This is a genomic window from Virgisporangium aurantiacum, assembly GCF_016863635.1.
Lineage (GTDB): Bacteria > Actinomycetota > Actinomycetes > Mycobacteriales > Micromonosporaceae > Virgisporangium > Virgisporangium aurantiacum.
Genome location: NZ_BOPG01000002.1, coordinates 48,355 through 63,521, shown reverse-complemented (window position 1 = coordinate 63,521; position 15,167 = coordinate 48,355). Strand labels below are relative to the sequence as shown.

The window sequence follows — 15,167 nt, the reverse complement described above, 5'->3', positions numbered from 1 at the left end:
CCGCTCCGACGTGCGGGCTGTGCAGATGAAGACAGGTGCGCGCCGGCCGCTGGTGCTGCTGCTCCCGTACCTGACCTTCCCGTTGATCGTCGCCGCGTTGGTGATCTCGCACGGGCGGCCGGTTCACAACGTCGTGGCCAGCGGGTCGTTCGTCGCGTTGACCTTCGCCGGCGCGCTCTACGCCCTGCGGGCGGCCATCCACCCCGGGCTGCCGAAGGCGCAGCGCCGGCCGTGGTGGCTGGTCATGGCCTGCTTCGTGGCGTTGTGGCTGGCCAGCGTCGGGTTCGGGATCTACGCCGTCACCGACGACCACGAGATGCCGCTGACGCAGGTGCTGAGCATCGGCGGGCGGATCGGGTTCGTGCTGGTGCTGCTCGTCGGCCTGCTGATGTTCGCGGCCGAGCCGCTGACCGGCCGGGCCGGCTGGAAGATGGCCATGGACGTCACCACCGTCGTCGGCGCCGGGCTCATGCTCATCTGGTACTTCCTCGTCGGTCCGGCGATCACCGACCCGGCCGGCAGTGCCGACCGGCAGCAGCTCACCTCGATGATCGTGCCGGTCAGCGACCTGGTGCTGATCCTCGGCGTCTGCACGATGATGCTGCGCGGGGCGGTGCTGGCCGGCCGCCGGCCGCTGTCGCTGCTCTTCGCCGGCACGCTCAGCTACCTCGCCGTCGACTTCTACCTGGCCCTCTCGGCGCTCGCCGGCGGACCGGCGCTCGGCGCCCACCGGCTCGCCGAGGTGCTCATCCCGATCCCGCTGTTCTTCATGATCGCCGCGGCCGTGGAGCAGATCTGGCTGGCCGGGCAGCCGATGCGTCCGGCCCGGCCGGTGTGGTGGCGGTACCGGCCGCGCACCAGCGGGCTGCCCTACGCCGCCCTCCTCCTCGGCTATGGCGTCCTGGCGTACGCCGCCTGGGCGGCGGGCGTCGCGCGCTGGTACGGCCTCGTCGCGGGCGGCGTCGTGATGACCGTCGGGGTCACCGTCCGCCAGGTCCTCACGCTGCGCGAGAACCAGACCCTGCTGGTGACGGACCGGCTCACCGGCGTCGCGAACCGGATGCGCCTGCGGGACGAGCTGTCCCGCAGCGCCCAGCGGGCCGCCCGCTCCGGCCGGCCGGTCGGTGTGCTGCTGCTCGACCTCGACGGGTTCAAGCAGGTCAACGACACGTTCGGGCACGACGCCGGCGACCAGGTGCTGATCGCGTTCGCCGGCGTGCTCAGGGCCAGCGTCCGCGAGGGCGACCTGGTCGCCCGGCTCGGCGGCGACGAGTTCGCCGTCCTGCTGGAGAGCGTCGACGACGTCGCGGCGGCCACGGCGGTCGCCGACCGGATCCTGGCCGCCCTGCAGGAGCCGGTGCTGGTGGCCGGCGCCGAGCGGCACCTGCGCACCAGCATCGGCGTCGCCCTCAGTTCCTTCCCGGACGGTGCGGGCGCCGTCGCCGAGCGCGACCTGCTGCACAGCGCCGACGTGGCGATGTACGTCGCCAAGCGCCGCCGTTCCCACGGCTGGCAGGTGTACGTCGAGGGCAGCATGGAGCTCGGCCGGGAGCTGGCGGTGCTCGGCGAGGAGCTCGGCCAGGCGGTCACCGCCGGCGAGATGCGGGTGGCGTACCAGCCCATCGTGGCGCTGTCGTCCGGCGACCTCGCCGGGGTCGAGGCGCTGGCCCGCTGGCACCACCCCACCCGCGGCATCGTGCCGCCGGCGACGTTCATCCCGCTGGCGGAGGAGACCGGGCACATCCACGAGATCGGCTCGTGGGTGCTGGAACAGGCCCTCGTGCAGGTGAAGCAGTGGCAGGACCGGCTACCGCCGGAACGGGGGATGTACCTGAGCGTCAACGTGTCGGCGCTGCAACTGGAGCGGCCCGCGTTCGCCGACGAGGTGATCGAGCTGATCGAGCGCGTCGGTTACAACCCGGCCCGCCTGGTGCTGGAGGTCACCGAGAGCGCGCTGGTGAACGAGGCGGCGGCCCTGTCGCACCTCACCGAGCTGCGCAAGCGGGGCATCCGGGTGGCGATCGACGACTTCGGCACCGGCTACTCCAGCCTCCGGTACCTGAGCCGGCTGCCGGTCGACATCCTCAAGATCGACCGGAGCTTCGTCGCGGAGCTGAACGGTGACCCGGCGGGCGCGGCCGTGGCCGAGGCGGTGATCCGGCTCGGGCAGATCCTGCAGCTGCACACGGTGGCCGAGGGCATCGAGCAGCCGGCGCAGGCCACCGAGCTGACGATGCTCGGCTGCGACAACGCGCAGGGCTACCACTTCGCCGAGCCGCTCGCCGTCGACGCGATGGACGCCCTGGTGAACCGCGCCAGCGCCGAGTGGCCCAGCCTGCCCGAGGCGCCGGCGCGGGTCAGCTCTGCTTGACCTGGTACTCCAGCACGCTGCCGATCACCTTGTAGCCGATCGCGTCGTTGATCGAGATCATGTAGCTGTTCGAGGCGGCGTTGCCGGTGTCGACCGAGCGGAGTTGCGGCTCCTCGACGGCCAGCCAGCGCAGCATGCCGATCTTCAACAGCAGCCCCAGCCGGTTCCCCCGGTGCGCGCGGACCACGCTGGTGTCGAACTGGAAACCGAGCCACGGCCGCTCCCGGTCGACGCCGACCATCGTGTGGCCGGCCAGCTCGCCGGTGTCGCGGTGCCGGGCCATCAGCCGGTAGATCCGCCGGCCGCGGGCGAGCTGCGCCGTCTCGAAGCGGTGCACGCGCTCCGGCGTGTACACGTCGTCTTCGACGTCGAGGCCGTCCATGGGCGAGTCGTTGATCGCGGCGGTCATCACCGCGACCGCGTCGAGCTGGTCGGCCGGCGTGAGACCGGCGACGCGCACCAGGTCGTACGCGGTGGCCTTCCGCTCCGCGGCTTCGTAGAGGCCGTCGAGCCGGGTCCAGTCGAGCTCGGCCGGGTCCTGGCGGCGCATGATGTTCTCGGCCGCCGGGGAGAGGCCCATCGCGGTGAGGAAGCCGACGCCGGCCGGGTAGTCGTACGTCTCCGACAGGATCGTGGTGCGGTTGTCGGCGCGGGCCCGCTCGACGCCCGCCTCGTACAGCGCCCGGCCGAGCCCCGTGCCCCGCGACAGCGGATCGACGGTGACGCCGATCAGGCCGATGTGCCGGTTGTCCCAGCGCGGCAGCCACACGTCGAGCACGGCGTCGATGCGGCCGCGCGCGTCGCGGTGAACGGCGGTGAGCGGCGGATCGCCGTCCCACCCGTGCTCGAGGCGGTGGGTGAACGAGGTGGTGAGCATGGGTGCCAGCACCGGGGTGTCGGCGGCGCGGGCGACTTCGAGGACCGCCAGCGCGCCGGCGGCGTCGCGCGGATCGAGCTGGTGCGGGTCGAGCCAGTCGAGGTCCATGCGGCCATGAGAGCAGGCGCTCGGGAGCGGACGCGAGCGAATTCCTCAGGATGTCGGGAACCCGGCCGATCCGGATGCGTCGACCGGGTCGGCTCACGGGGGGAACCACACCGTTGGACGCGATCAGCAGCATCACCAGCCGCATCACGTATATCGAATCGCAGCTCGCGGGGCTCCGCACGGGCGCCGTTCCGAGCGGCACCGTGCTGAGCGGCACCGCCAACGCCAAGGCTTTCGCGCAGACCTACACCGATGCGCTGGCCGGCACCGCGGGTCTCGAGGGCGGGTCCGGTAGTGGGCTGAGCCTCGGCGCCACCGGTCTCATCGGCGCCGGCCGGGCCAAGCTGAACGCGAACGGCGTCCCCCTCGATCTCGCCGCCTACGGCAACGGCCGGATCCCGGCCGGCGCGCTCAGCCAGGTCGGCGATACCCGGCACCGGCTGTGGGCGCCCGCCGCCGACTCGTTGACCCGGCTGATGGCCGACGCGAAGCGGGCCGGCGTGAGCATCGGCATCACCGACTCGTACCGCCCGTACGCGGAGCAGGTCGATCTCGCCCAGCGCAAGGGCCTCTACTCGCAGGGCGGCCTGGCGGCGAAGCCCGGCACCAGCGACCACGGCTGGGGAATGGCCGCCGACCTCGACCTGAACCCGCAGGCACAGGCGTGGATGCGCGCGAACGCCGCGAGGTACGGCTTCCGGGAGGACACGCCGCGCGAGCCCTGGCACTGGGCCTACTCGCCGCGCGGCTGAGCCCCCGGCGGCCCGGACCAGCCCTCGAACGGGTCGTAGTCGACCTCGAGCTCCTCCTGCGCCGGCCGTTCGTCGGCCGGGATGTTCGTGACGTTCAGGCGCACCCGGTACCAGGCGGTGCTGCGTCCCCGCATCGCGTCCACCAGAATCTCCGCCGGTTCGAGGCGCTCGACGATGCCGGGGTGGCGGACCTTCCACCTCTCCAGGCCCTCCAGCGCCTCTTCGCGGGTCCTGGCCCGACTGATCTCGATGAGCGCGGCCGACGTGCGCCGCCGCCCCGAGGCGCCGTACGACTTGCCGGGCGCCGACGGCGCGACCTCGCCCTCCGGCGAAGGATCGTCCTTCTGGCGGTCGGCCAGTTCGAGGAGCGAGTCGAGGGAACCGGCCGTGTCGTCGATGCCCGCCCACGGGTCACCGATCGACGCGTACCGGGCCGGCATGGTGTCGATCGTGAAGTCGGCGGGGTCGCAGTCGGGGACCTCGTCCCAGCTCAGCGTCGCGGAAACGCGCGCGTCCTGGGTCGGGCGGACCGAGTAGCCGGCGGCGGTGGTGCGGTCCTTGGCGTTCTGGTTGTAGTCGACGAAGACGCCGTGCCGCTCCTCCTTCCACCACCGTGCCGTGGCGATGTCCGGCGCCCGCTCGGCGATCTCCCGGGCGAGCGCCGCGGCGGCCCGGTGCACCTGGCGGAACGTCCAGGCCGGCGCGATGCGGCAGTAGATGTGGAAGCCGCGCGAGCCGGTGGTCTTCGGCCAGCCGGTGAGGCCGTGGTCGGCGAGCACCTCGCGGGCCACCAGGGCCACGTCGCGCACCATCGACCAGGGGACGCCCGGCACCGGGTCGAGGTCGACCCGGAGTTCGTCGGGGTGGTGGACGTCGGCGGCCCGCACGGAGTGCGGATGCAGGTCGACGCAGCCGAGGTTGACCACCCAGGCGAGCTGCGCGGCCTCGCGCACGACGATCTCGTGCGCCGAGCGTCCCGACGGGTACTTGAGCTCGACCGTCTCGATCCACTCGGGCCGCTTCTCGGGCGCCCGCTTCTGGAAGAACGCCTCCTTGTCGATGCCGTTCACGTACCGCTTGAGCGCCATCGGCCGGTCGCCGACCGCGGTGAGCGCGCCGCCGGCCACCGACAGGTAGTAGCGGACCAGGTCGAGCTTGGTGTGCCCGGTGCGCGGGAAGTACACCTTGGCGGGGTTGGTGACGGTGACGTCGAACCCGTCGACCTCGAGGATCTCCGATCCGCTCTTCACGAGGCCAAGTTACCGGGTACGCAGGGCTTCCTGCACGGTGCTCACCAGCGCCATGACCTCCGGCGAGGCGGCCTCCGGCGTCCAGACCAGGCCGTACGTGATGCGCAGGTCGCCCGCGTCGAGCGGCACGAACCGCACGTCGGGCCGGCGGACGGTCTCGGCCACCAGCCGCGGTGCGGCCAGCACGCCGGCGCCGGCGGCGACCAGGTCGAGGGGTGCGGCGAAGTCGTCGAGGTCCGGGCCGACCACGCGGTGACGTGGAACCAGACCGGCGAGCCGCGCCCACATGCTGCCGGGCGGGCGGGTGGCGGGCAGCAACAAGGGGTGCCGGCCCAGATCGGCGGGCCGGAGCAGGGCGCGACCGGCGAGCGGACCGCCGGCCGGCACCGCCAGGTGGTCCACCGGCACCTGGAACCGGGCGGTGGTCGGGCGGCCGGCCGGGAAGGGGTAGCTGAGGATCGCGGCGGGCACGTCGCCGGCGGCGAGGGCGGCGGTGGCCTCGCTCCACCCGGCCGGGTGCAGGTCGACGTCGACGGCCGGGGTGCGGCCGGCCAACCGCCGGACGACCCGGGCCACCAGCGGGCCGACGAGCGGTGGATAAGCGAATCGAATGGTCGGCACCGACTGCCGGGCCGCCTCGTCGCGCAACGCGGACTCGGCGGCGAGCAGCGCCTCCGCGTAGGGGAGCAGGGCCTTTCCGGCGGTGGTCAGCCGCACCGCGCGGCTGCTGCGCTCGAACAGCCGGGTGCCGAACGCGCGCTCCAGCCGGCCGATCGCCTGGCTGATCGCGGGCTGGGACAGGCGCAGGTCGGCCGCGGCCCGGGAGAAACCACCCCGTTCGGCGACCCGCACGAAACACGCGACGTCGCGCAGCATCGGCCAACTATAAGCATCGGCAATGGAACCGGCGGCGGCCGATCATCGCGGGCAGGATCGGCCGGTCCACGTGAAAGGAGCAAACCGTGCCGTTCCCCGCGTCCACCGTTCTGGGCTACCCGCGCATCGGGCCGCGCCGCGAGTTGAAGCGGGCCCTGGAGGCCTACTGGGACGGCCGCGCCGACCGCGCCGACCTCGACCGCGTCGGCGCCGACCTGCGCGCGCAGGCCTGGCGCACGCTCGCCGGCAAGGGCCTCGGTGGCCTGCCGTCGAACACGTTCTCCGAGTACGACCACGTGCTCGACACGGCCGTGCTGCTCGGCGCCGTGCCGGACCGCTACCGCGACCAGCCCGACCCGTACTTCGCGATGGCCCGCGGCACGGCAAAGACCCCGCCGCTGCGCATGACGAAGTGGTTCAACACGAACTACCACTACATCGTCCCGGAGCTGGGCCGGAACCTGCGGCTCGACGCCACGAAGCCGCTCGCCGAGATCGCCGAGGCCCGCGCGCTCGGCCACGAGACCCGCCCGGTGTTCGTCGGCCCGGTGACGTTCCTGCACCTGGCCGGCGCCGACCCGGCCCGCCTGCCCGAGGTGCTCGACGAGTACGAGAAACTGCTGAGCCTGCTCGCCGCCGAGCGGGTCGAATGGGTGCAGTTCGACGAGCCCGCGTTCGTCACCGACGTTCCGTTCGCCGCGTACGACCGGCTGGGCGCCGTGGCCGACCGGCCGAAGCTCCTCGTGGCCACCTACTTCGGTGACGCCGATCCGGTGCTCCCCGCCCTGGTCGCGTCGCCCGTGGAAGCGATCGCGCTCGATCTCGTGCACGGCGCCGTGCCCACCCTGCCGTTGACCGACAAGATCATCGTGGCGGGCGTGGTGTCCGGACGCGATGTCTGGCGCACCGACCGCGGTGCGGCGCTGGCCACGCTGTACGCCGTCCGCGACCTGGGCGCCTCGGTCGCGGTCGGTACGTCGAGTTCGCTCATGCACGTCCCCTATGATCTTGATCTTGAGCCCGACCTCGACGACGCGTTGCGCGCCCGGCTCGCGTTCGCCGACCAGAAGGTCGCGGAGGTCGTCGACCTGGCCGCGGCCTTCGCGTCGGGCGAGGCCACGGGGCCGGTCTCGGCTCGCGGTGGTTCTGTTGTGGACCGCGTGAGCGCGCCCGCCGTTCGGCGCGGGCCCTATGCCGCGCGGCGGGCGGCGCAGGAGCGGCTCGGGCTGCCGCCGCTGCCGACGACCACGATCGGGTCGTTCCCGCAGACCGGCGAGTTGCGTGCCGCGCGTTCCTCGCTGGCCGCCGGCGATCTGGGCGTTTCGGAGTACGAGAAGCGGATCGAGGCCGAGATCGAGCGGGTGATCCGCTTGCAGGAACGGCTCGGCCTGGACGTGCTCGTGCACGGCGAACCCGAGCGCAACGACATGGTGCAGTACTTCGCGGAACACCTCGACGGGTTCGCGGTGACGCGGCACGGTTGGGTGCAGTCGTACGGTTCGCGGTGCACGCGTCCGCCGATCCTGCACGGCGACGTGCGCCGCGCCGCCCCGATCACCCTGCGCTGGACCGCCTTCGCCCGGTCGCTGACCGACCGGCCGGTGAAGGGCATGCTGACCGGCCCGGTGACGATCGTGGCCTGGTCGTTCGTGCGAACCGACCTACCGTTGCGCGACGTGGTGACGCAGGTGGCCGACGCCGTCGCCGCGGAGGTCGCCGACCTGTCCGCGGCCGGCGTGCCGATCATCCAGGTCGACGAACCGGCGCTGCGGGAACTGCTGCCGCTGCGGCACTCGTCGCAGGCCGAGTACCTGTCGTGGGCGGTCGAGGCCTACCGCCGCGCGACCTCCTCGGCACCCGACGGCGTCCAGGTGCACACCCACCTGTGCTACTCCGACGCCGACCAGATCGTCGCCGCCATCGACGGCCTGGACGCCGACGTGACCACGATCGAGTCGGCCCGCTCCCACGGGCGGATCCTGCCCTCGGTGGCCGCGTTCGACCGTGGCCTGGGCCCGGGCGTGTACGACATCCACTCCCCACGGATCCCCTCGGTCGACGAGGTGTCGGCGGCGCTGGCCGACGCGCTGGCCGTGCTGCCCCGCGACCGGGTCTGGGCCAACCCCGACTGCGGGTTGAAGACCCGCACGTACGAGCAGGTCGAGGCCGCCCTGTCGAACCTCGTGGAGGCCGCCCACCGCAACCGCGCGGCACCCTGACCCTTGCTCCGTTCGTACGTTTCCGGATCTTGGACTGCCCGAGGTGCCATAACCCCTCAAGGAGTCCAAGATCCGCGAAGCGGGCCCAAGATCGACGGGGGTGGCTCGGGTGCGAGGGGGGTGGAAGCGGGTCGATAAAGTGTGTCGGGTTGTCGACGCCACGGGGGTAGGAATCGTGTCTGAGCAGCCCACAGGAGACGAGCGCCCCGTGCTCTGGCCGGGAGCCGGCGGCGGTCCACCCGCTGCCGAGCAAGGGCCCGACCGCGGCAATCCGCCCGGCGCGGCCCGGTCGGGTGGCACATCCGCGCCCGGCGGCGGTGCGGGGGGCGGTGCACCCCGGCCTACCGGCGCGGCCGGCGGTGCTGCGGCCGGCTCTGCGGCTCCCGCGTCCGGGGGCGGGGCTGCCCCTGTCAGTGGCGGCGGTGCGATTTTGTGGCCCTCCTCGGTCACCGGGGGAGCGCAGCCCGCACCGGCGGCGCCCGCACCGTCCGGTGGGGGCGACGACGATCCCGGGTTCGGGCACGGCCGGGCCGGCTTCGGCCAGGGCGGGTTCGGGCACGGGGGGCAGGGGTTCGGGTCCGGCGCAGGGGCGGGATTCGCCCCGGGGCAGGCCGGCTCGCCGGGATTCGGGCCGCCGGGCCAGCCGGGATACGCCCCGCCGGGCCAGCCCGGATACGCCGCGCCGGGCCAGCCGGGATACGCGCCGCCGGGGCAGCCCGGGGGGCAGCCGGGGTTCGGGGGTGGCCAGAGCGCGCCGGGTGGCGGCCCGTTCGGGCCACCGGGGCAGCCGCCGCGACCGGGGCAGCCCGGCTACGGGTCGACCAGCGGGCAGTTTCCGCGGCCGCCGGGGCGGCGCCCCGGCAAGGGCAAGCTGATCGCCATCGTCGTCGCCGCTGTCGTGGTGGTGGCGGCGGTCGGGGTCGGTGGGTGGCTGCTCTTCTCGACGTTCCGGGAGGACGGGGCACCGAAGGCGGCGGCGTGGGAGGTCGGCTCCTGCGTGAAGCAGACCAGCGGCCCGACCACGATCGCACCGAGCACCGACCCGGAGAAGAAGCGGGTGCTGGAGGCGCAGCGGCAGTTCGCACCGGTCGACTGTGACGATCCGCAGGCGCTGTCGAAGATCGCGGCGTTGGGGGTCAAGGTCAATGCCGGTGCGGCGACTCCGGCCGACGACGGCTGCCCCGACAACACCGACGAGGCCTACCTCATCCAGGGGATCGTGGCCGGTGCCGGGCAGATCGTGTGCGCGCGGCTGGTGAAGGGTCCGCATCCCGGCGACGCCGGCGGTGGCGCCGGCAAGGTGGTGACCGGTGACTGCGTCGTGGTGCTGAGCAGCGGCAACCAGCGGGGCGCCAACGACCAGGTCGACGAGGGCGCCTGCGCCACCGACTACTGGGCGAAGGTGCTGGCCACGGCCGCCGACGCGGCCGGCTGCACCGCCGAGGGGACGCTCAGCCGCGTCCCCTTGCCGGGCAAGACGGGTACGGTCCTGTGCCTCGGCCCCGGCGACAAGGGTGGGATGCCCAAGCCCGGCGACTGCGTCGACCTCAGCCTCGAGAACCGCGGACTGCCGCCGCTGCGGGCGGAGTGCGGGTCGCGGGCGTCGTTGTGGCGGTTCGAGGCCTTCGCCGACGGGTCGGGCAAGTGCACGGCGGGCAACACCGCCCGCACGGCCACCGGCTACGACCGCAAGATCTGCGGACGCGCCGCCCGCTAAGCTAGCGGCCGAGGCGCTGGCGCTGGGGTTCGACCGTGTACTTCGGGTCGGCGGCCGACGCCACCCCGGCCTCGTAGATGCCGAACCGCGTCGCCAGGGACGCGGCCAGCAGCGCGACGCCGGACGCGGCCGTCGCCACCCGGCCGCGGCGGCCGAACAGGGCGCCGGCGACCCCGATCGCGGTCAGGGTGCGGCCGGCCCGCAACAGCCGGCCGGCCCGGCCGGTGGCGAAGGGCTCGCTGAGCAGGCCGTGCCGGGTCTCCGCGCGGTGGGCGCCGAACAGCTCCAGCGCCGCACCGGCGACCGCCAGCCGTCGGGCCGGCGTGGCTTCGGCGAGCGCACCGGGCGTCACCGCGGCGGCGACCAGCCCGACCCCGGCGCCGCTGGCCAACGCGCTCCCGGCGAACACCACCGGCAGTTCCCGGTGCGCCACGTGCCACGACGGCATGGCCGTGTTGGCGAGCAGCACGCCGGTGTAGGTGGCCAGCGCCGGTGCCACGGCCGCCGCGCCGAGCCCGGCACCGCGCGCGATGCCACGAAGCGACCGCGAACCGCGGCCACCAGGCGACCGCGAACCGACGCCACCAGCCGACCGCGAACCACCGCCGCCAGGCGACCGCGAACCGAGGTCGGCGACAGCCGCCGTGCCGGCCAGGCCGCCGAAGGCGCTGAGGACCCAGGTGCCCATCGACATCGGTGAGGTCGGCTTCGCCACCCGGAGCATGTGGTGGAACCGTTCCGGGCGGCCCAGGTCGTTCACGAGGAAGTACGTGCTCGCGCCCAGCGCGGCCAACGCCGTCAGCCGGCCGGCGCGGCGGGTGACCGGGCGTCCGGTGAGGTCGGCGCCGGCGGCCAGCAGCGCCGATCCGGCCGCGAGGCCGCCGGTGAAGAGGTAGGCCGGTATGTCGTGCTTCCACACGGGTGCCCTGACGATCGGCCGCCCGTAATAGGAACTCATCGCTTCCTCCCGAGGAACGACACCGCGACGGAGGCCGCCATCGCCAGCGCGGCCCAGCCGGCGCTCTTCCACATCGTCGGCAGGTCGCGGGTGGTGACCACCGGGTCCGGTGGCAGACCGTACACCTCGGGCTCGTCGAGCAGCAGGAAGAACGCGCCGTCGCCGCCCACGCCGTCATCGGGGTCGTGGCCGTACAGCCGGGCGGCCGGGACGCCGGCCTCGTGCAGGGCATCAACGCGGGAAGCGGCCCGCGAGCGGAGCTCGGACAGCTCCCCGTACTGGATCGACTCGGTGGGGCACGCCTTCGCGCAGGCGGGCGTCAGCCCGTCGCCGAGCCGGTCGTAGCACATCGTGCACTTCCAGGCCCGGCCGTCGTCCTTGCGCTGGTCGATGACGCCGTACGGGCAGGCCGGGATGCAGTAGCCGCAACCGTTGCAGATGTCCTCCTGCACCACCACCGTGCCGAACTCGGTGCGGAACAGCGACCCGGTCGGGCAGACGTCGAGGCAGGCGGCGTGGGTGCAGTGCTTGCAGACGTTCGACATCATCAGCCAGCGCGGATCGTCGCCGCCGCCGGGAGCGGGAGGCTGCTCGATGAACGCCACGTGCCGCCACGAGTTCGCGTCGAGCCGCCCGGTGTTGTCGTACGAGAGACCGAGCAGGTTGAACCCGTCGGCCGGAACGGCGTTCCACTCCTTGCAGGCGACCTCGCACGCCTTGCACCCGATGCAGACGCTCGTGTCGGTGAAGAACCCCATCCGCGGCGGCGCGTCGACGTAGCCCGACGCCGTAGCCGGATCGTAGGCAACCATCTAGATCCCCGCCCGTCGCCGGTACTCCTCGACAAAGGAAAGCAGGTCCGGCCCCACCGGGCGACGGCCGGGCCGGATGTCGCACGTGCCCACCTTGCTCTCCTGGATCAGCACGTTCGGGTCCAGGTTGATCCCGATCAGGTCGTTCGTCGAGTCGCCGGTCACCAGGCCGCTGCTGCCCCAGTGGTACGGCAGCCAGAGCTGGTGCAGCTCACGTCCGTCCACCCGCAATGGCCGAAGCCGATCCGTGACGTGCACCCGGGCCTCGACCACCGACCGCGCCGTCACGATATGCGCCCAGTCCATGTGGGAGAGCCCGCGCAAAGAAGCCAACGAGCGCGAGACCTCCACGAACATCGCCGGCTGCAACTCCGACAGGTACGCCAGCGTGCGGCTCATCCCGCCGGCGGTGTGGTGCTCGGTGAGCCGGCTCGTCGTGAAGACGAACGGGAACACCTCGTGGTGGCGGTCCGGCGCGCTCGGGTTGTCGGGGTTCTCCTCGCGCGGGTACGCCTTGCGGGTCGGGTTGGCCTGCTGCTTGTACAGCGGGTTGCTCACCGGCGACTCGACCGGCTCGTAGTGCGTCGGCATGGGTCCGTCGATCAGCCCGGCGGGCACGTACAGCCAGCCCTTCCCGTCTCCCTGCATGATGAACGGGTCGTCACCGGCGAGCGCCTCCGTGCCGCTGGCGTCGGGCGGCGGCCGGTAGCCGGGCGCGAGACCCTTCGGAAAATCGGGGACGTCGTGACCGGTCCACTCGCCCGCTTCGGCATCCCACCACACGTAGGCCTTGCGTTCGCTCCACGGCCGGCCGGAAGGATCCGCCGACGCGCGGTTGTAGAGGATGCGCCGGTTCATCGGCCACACCCAGCCCCACTCGGGCGCCACCCAGCTCTGTTCGCTGCCGGGTCTGCGCCGCGCGGCCTGGTTGACCCCGTCGGCGTACACGCCCGAGTAGATCCAGCAGCCGCCGACCGTCGACCCGTCGTCCTTGTACTCCGCGAAACCGGACAGAAGCCGCCCGGAGGAAACCTCGTACCCGTTGATCTCCTTCAAGACAGCCGAAGCGCTCGGTTCATCCCACGAACCGTGCACCGGGTACTCCCAGGCCAGGTCGAGAACCGGGCGGTCGCGATCAAGCGTGGACGACGCCAGCCGCGACCGGATCTTGAGCCCCAGGTGGTAGAAGAACCACAACTCCGACCGGCAGTCGCCCGGCGGGTCGAGCGCCTTCTCCCGCCACTGCAGCATCCGCTGCGTCTGGGTGAACGTCCCCTCCTTCTCGACGTGCGATGCCGCCGGCATCAGGAACACCTCGGTCCGGCAGGTCGCCGGCGAGATCTCCCCGGTCTCGATCTCCGGGCCGCTGCGCCAGAAGTTGGCGCTCTCGATCTCGTAGAGGTCGCGCACCACGAGCCAGTCGAGGTTGGCCATGCCGAGGCGCTGCGCCTTGCCGTGCGCCGATCCGACCGCCGGGTTCTGGCCGAGCAGGAAGTAGCCCTTGACCTTGCCGTCGATCATGTTCAGCACCTGCTGGTAGGTGCCATGGTCGCCGGTGATGCGGGGCAGATGATCAAAACAGAAATCATTGGACGCGGTGGCAGCGTCGCCGAAGTAGGCCTTCAGGAGTGACGTCGCGAACGCCCCGGCGTTGGCCCAGAACCCCTTCTGGCCGGGTTGCCGCATGCCGTCGATCCACCCGGTCAGCGAGGTGTGCTGGGCGGCGTTGGGCATCGGCAGATAGCCGGGCAGCAGGTTGAACAGCGTCGGGATGTCGGTGGAGCCCTGGATGCTCGCGTGCCCGCGCAGCGCCATGATGCCGCCGCCCGGGCGGCCCATGTTGCCCAGCAGCAACTGGATGATCGCCCCGGTGCGGATGTACTGGACGCCGACGGTGTGCTGCGTCCAGCCGACCGAATAGACCAGGGCGGTGGTGCGGTCACGGCCGGAGTTCTGCGTCCACGCCTCGCACACCGCGCGGAAGTCGGCCGGCGGTACCCCGCACACCTGCTCGACGACCTCCGGCGTGTAGCGGGCGAAGTGCCGCTTCAGCACCTGGTAGACGCAGCGCGGGTGCTGCAGCGTCTCGTCGCGTTCGGTGCCCGAGGGGACCGGCGGACCGTGCGACTCGTGCTCCATCGCCGACGCCGTCTCGCGGTCGCTGTGCGCGTCGCCCGAGTCGTCCGCGCCGGTGTCCTCCTGGCCCTGGTACTGCCACGACGACGGGTCGTACGTGCGCGTCTCCTCGTCGTACCCGGAGAACAGGCCGCCGAGGTCCTCGGTGTCGGCGAAGTCCGCCCGCAGGATCGTGGCCGCGTTGGTGTAGGCGAGCACGTACTCACGGAAGTCGAGCTCGTTCGACAGGATGTAGTTGACGATGCCGCCCAGGAACGCGATGTCCGACCCCGCCCGCACGGCGACGAACTTGTGCGCCAGGGCCGAGGTCCGCGTGAACCGGGGATCGACGTGGATGACCGTCGCCCCACGGTTCTTGGCCTCGATCACCCACTGGAAGCCCACCGGATGGGCCTCGGCCATGTTCGAGCCCTGGATGATGATGCAGTCGGCGTTCGCCAGATCCTGCTGGAAACCGGTCGCGCCACCGCGACCGAAGCTGGTTCCCAGACCGGGAACCGTCGCGGAGTGTCAAATACGGGCCTGGTTCTCGATCTGGATCGCGCCCAGAGCGGTGAACAGCTTCTTGATCAGGTAGTTCTCTTCGTTGTCGAGCGTGGCCCCGCCGAGGCTGGAGATGCCGAGGGTGCGGTTGACCCGCTTCCCGTCGAAGTGCGTCTCCCAGGTCTCGGCACGGGCCTGGACGACCCGGTCGGCGATCATCTCCATCGCCGTGTCGAGGTCGAGGTCCTCCCATTCGGTGCCGAACGGTCGCCGGTATTTGACCGTCCGGAGCCGGTCGGGCGAGGTCACCAGGCTCTTGCTGGCCGAGCCCTTCGGGCACAGCCGGCCGCGGGAGATCGGCGAGTCGGGGTCGCCCTCGATCTGGGTCACCTCGCCGTCGCGCACGAACACCCGCTGGCCGCAGCCCACCGCGCAGTACGGGCAGACGGAACGGGCAACGTGATCGGCGTCACCTGTGCGGGCGTGCAGCGCCTCCGAGCGCGGCGACTTCGCCGCAGCCCCGCGGCCCAGCGGGTCGGTGCCGGTGGCCTGCCGGTACACCGGCCACAGGTTCAACAGCCGACGAACACCCACGATCTGAGAGCCTA

General features: G+C 72.4%; 9 protein-coding genes and 1 pseudogene. 4 read left to right on the top strand and 6 right to left on the bottom strand.

The genetic code is table 11. The features are described from left to right. Positions 1–25 precede the first annotated feature (25 nt). Positions 26–2,371 carry a putative bifunctional diguanylate cyclase/phosphodiesterase gene (locus Vau01_RS00560; protein WP_203985705.1) on the top strand — a complete coding sequence of 782 codons (2,346 nt, stop codon included), beginning with the start codon at positions 26–28 and terminating at the stop codon, positions 2,369–2,371. On the opposite strand, the gene Vau01_RS00555 is transcribed toward Vau01_RS00560, so the two are convergent. Further along, the gene (locus Vau01_RS00555; protein ID WP_203985702.1) at positions 2,358–3,356 is read right to left on the bottom strand and encodes a GNAT family N-acetyltransferase; all 999 of its coding nucleotides are present in this window, start codon (positions 3,354–3,356) and stop codon (positions 2,358–2,360) included. The two genes, Vau01_RS00560 and Vau01_RS00555, sit on opposite strands and share 14 nt — an antisense overlap. Positions 3,357–3,469: 113 nt before the next feature. Between Vau01_RS00555 and Vau01_RS00550 the strand changes: the two genes are divergently transcribed. Beyond that, a complete protein-coding gene (locus Vau01_RS00550) occupies positions 3,470–4,108 on the top strand; it encodes a M15 family metallopeptidase (RefSeq protein ID WP_239151187.1) in 639 nt (212 codons plus the stop codon). Here the strand turns inward: Vau01_RS00550 and Vau01_RS00545 are convergent. Beyond that, positions 4,090–5,358: a DNA polymerase domain-containing protein gene (locus tag Vau01_RS00545; protein WP_203985697.1), complete on the bottom strand. Its 1,269-nt coding sequence runs from the start codon at positions 5,356–5,358 to the stop codon at positions 4,090–4,092. The genes Vau01_RS00550 and Vau01_RS00545 overlap by 19 nt on opposite strands. A 9-nt stretch (positions 5,359–5,367) precedes the next feature. Further along, a complete protein-coding gene (locus tag Vau01_RS00540) occupies positions 5,368–6,234 on the bottom strand; it encodes a LysR family transcriptional regulator (protein ID WP_203985695.1) in 867 nt (288 codons plus the stop codon). Between the two features lie 86 nt (positions 6,235–6,320). Between Vau01_RS00540 and metE the strand changes: the two genes are divergently transcribed. Next, complete coding sequence (metE, locus tag Vau01_RS00535) at positions 6,321–8,453, top strand: 5-methyltetrahydropteroyltriglutamate--homocysteine S-methyltransferase (RefSeq protein ID WP_203985692.1); 2,133 nt, start codon at positions 6,321–6,323, stop codon at positions 8,451–8,453. A gap of 430 nt (positions 8,454–8,883) precedes the next feature. After that, a complete protein-coding gene (locus Vau01_RS00530) occupies positions 8,884–10,170 on the top strand; it encodes a hypothetical protein (protein ID WP_203985689.1) in 1,287 nt (428 codons plus the stop codon). Between the two features lies 1 nt (position 10,171). Here Vau01_RS00530 and nrfD read toward each other — a convergent pair whose 3' ends face one another. The 3 genes and pseudogenes from nrfD to fdh all read right to left on the bottom strand — a co-directional run. Then, positions 10,172–11,128, bottom strand: coding sequence for an NrfD/PsrC family molybdoenzyme membrane anchor subunit (gene nrfD, locus Vau01_RS00525; RefSeq protein WP_203985686.1), 957 nt, complete (start codon positions 11,126–11,128; stop codon positions 10,172–10,174). After that, on the bottom strand, positions 11,125–11,940 hold the full coding sequence (locus tag Vau01_RS00520; protein WP_203985683.1) for a 4Fe-4S dicluster domain-containing protein: 816 nt from the start codon (positions 11,938–11,940) through the stop codon (positions 11,125–11,127). Before Vau01_RS00520 ends, nrfD begins: the two co-directional genes overlap by 4 nt. A 3-nt stretch (positions 11,941–11,943) precedes the next feature. Continuing rightward, a pseudogene (gene fdh, locus Vau01_RS00515) lies at positions 11,944–15,153 on the bottom strand (formate dehydrogenase); the annotation flags it as partial. Positions 15,154–15,167 lie beyond the last annotated feature (14 nt).

What these genes read in the sequence shown, in the direction of transcription:
- Vau01_RS00520 (WP_203985683.1), bottom strand. Translation starts at nt 11,940, where the DNA reads ATGGTTGCCTACGATCCGGCTACGGCGTCGGGCTACGTCGACGCGCCG.
- Vau01_RS00555 (WP_203985702.1), bottom strand. Translation starts at nt 3,356, where the DNA reads ATGGACCTCGACTGGCTCGACCCGCACCAGCTCGATCCGCGCGACGCC.
- nrfD (WP_203985686.1), bottom strand. Translation starts at nt 11,128, where the DNA reads ATGAGTTCCTATTACGGGCGGCCGATCGTCAGGGCACCCGTGTGGAAG.
- Vau01_RS00560 (WP_203985705.1), top strand. Translation starts at nt 26, where the DNA reads ATGAAGACAGGTGCGCGCCGGCCGCTGGTGCTGCTGCTCCCGTACCTG.
- Vau01_RS00540 (WP_203985695.1), bottom strand. Translation starts at nt 6,234, where the DNA reads ATGCTGCGCGACGTCGCGTGTTTCGTGCGGGTCGCCGAACGGGGTGGT.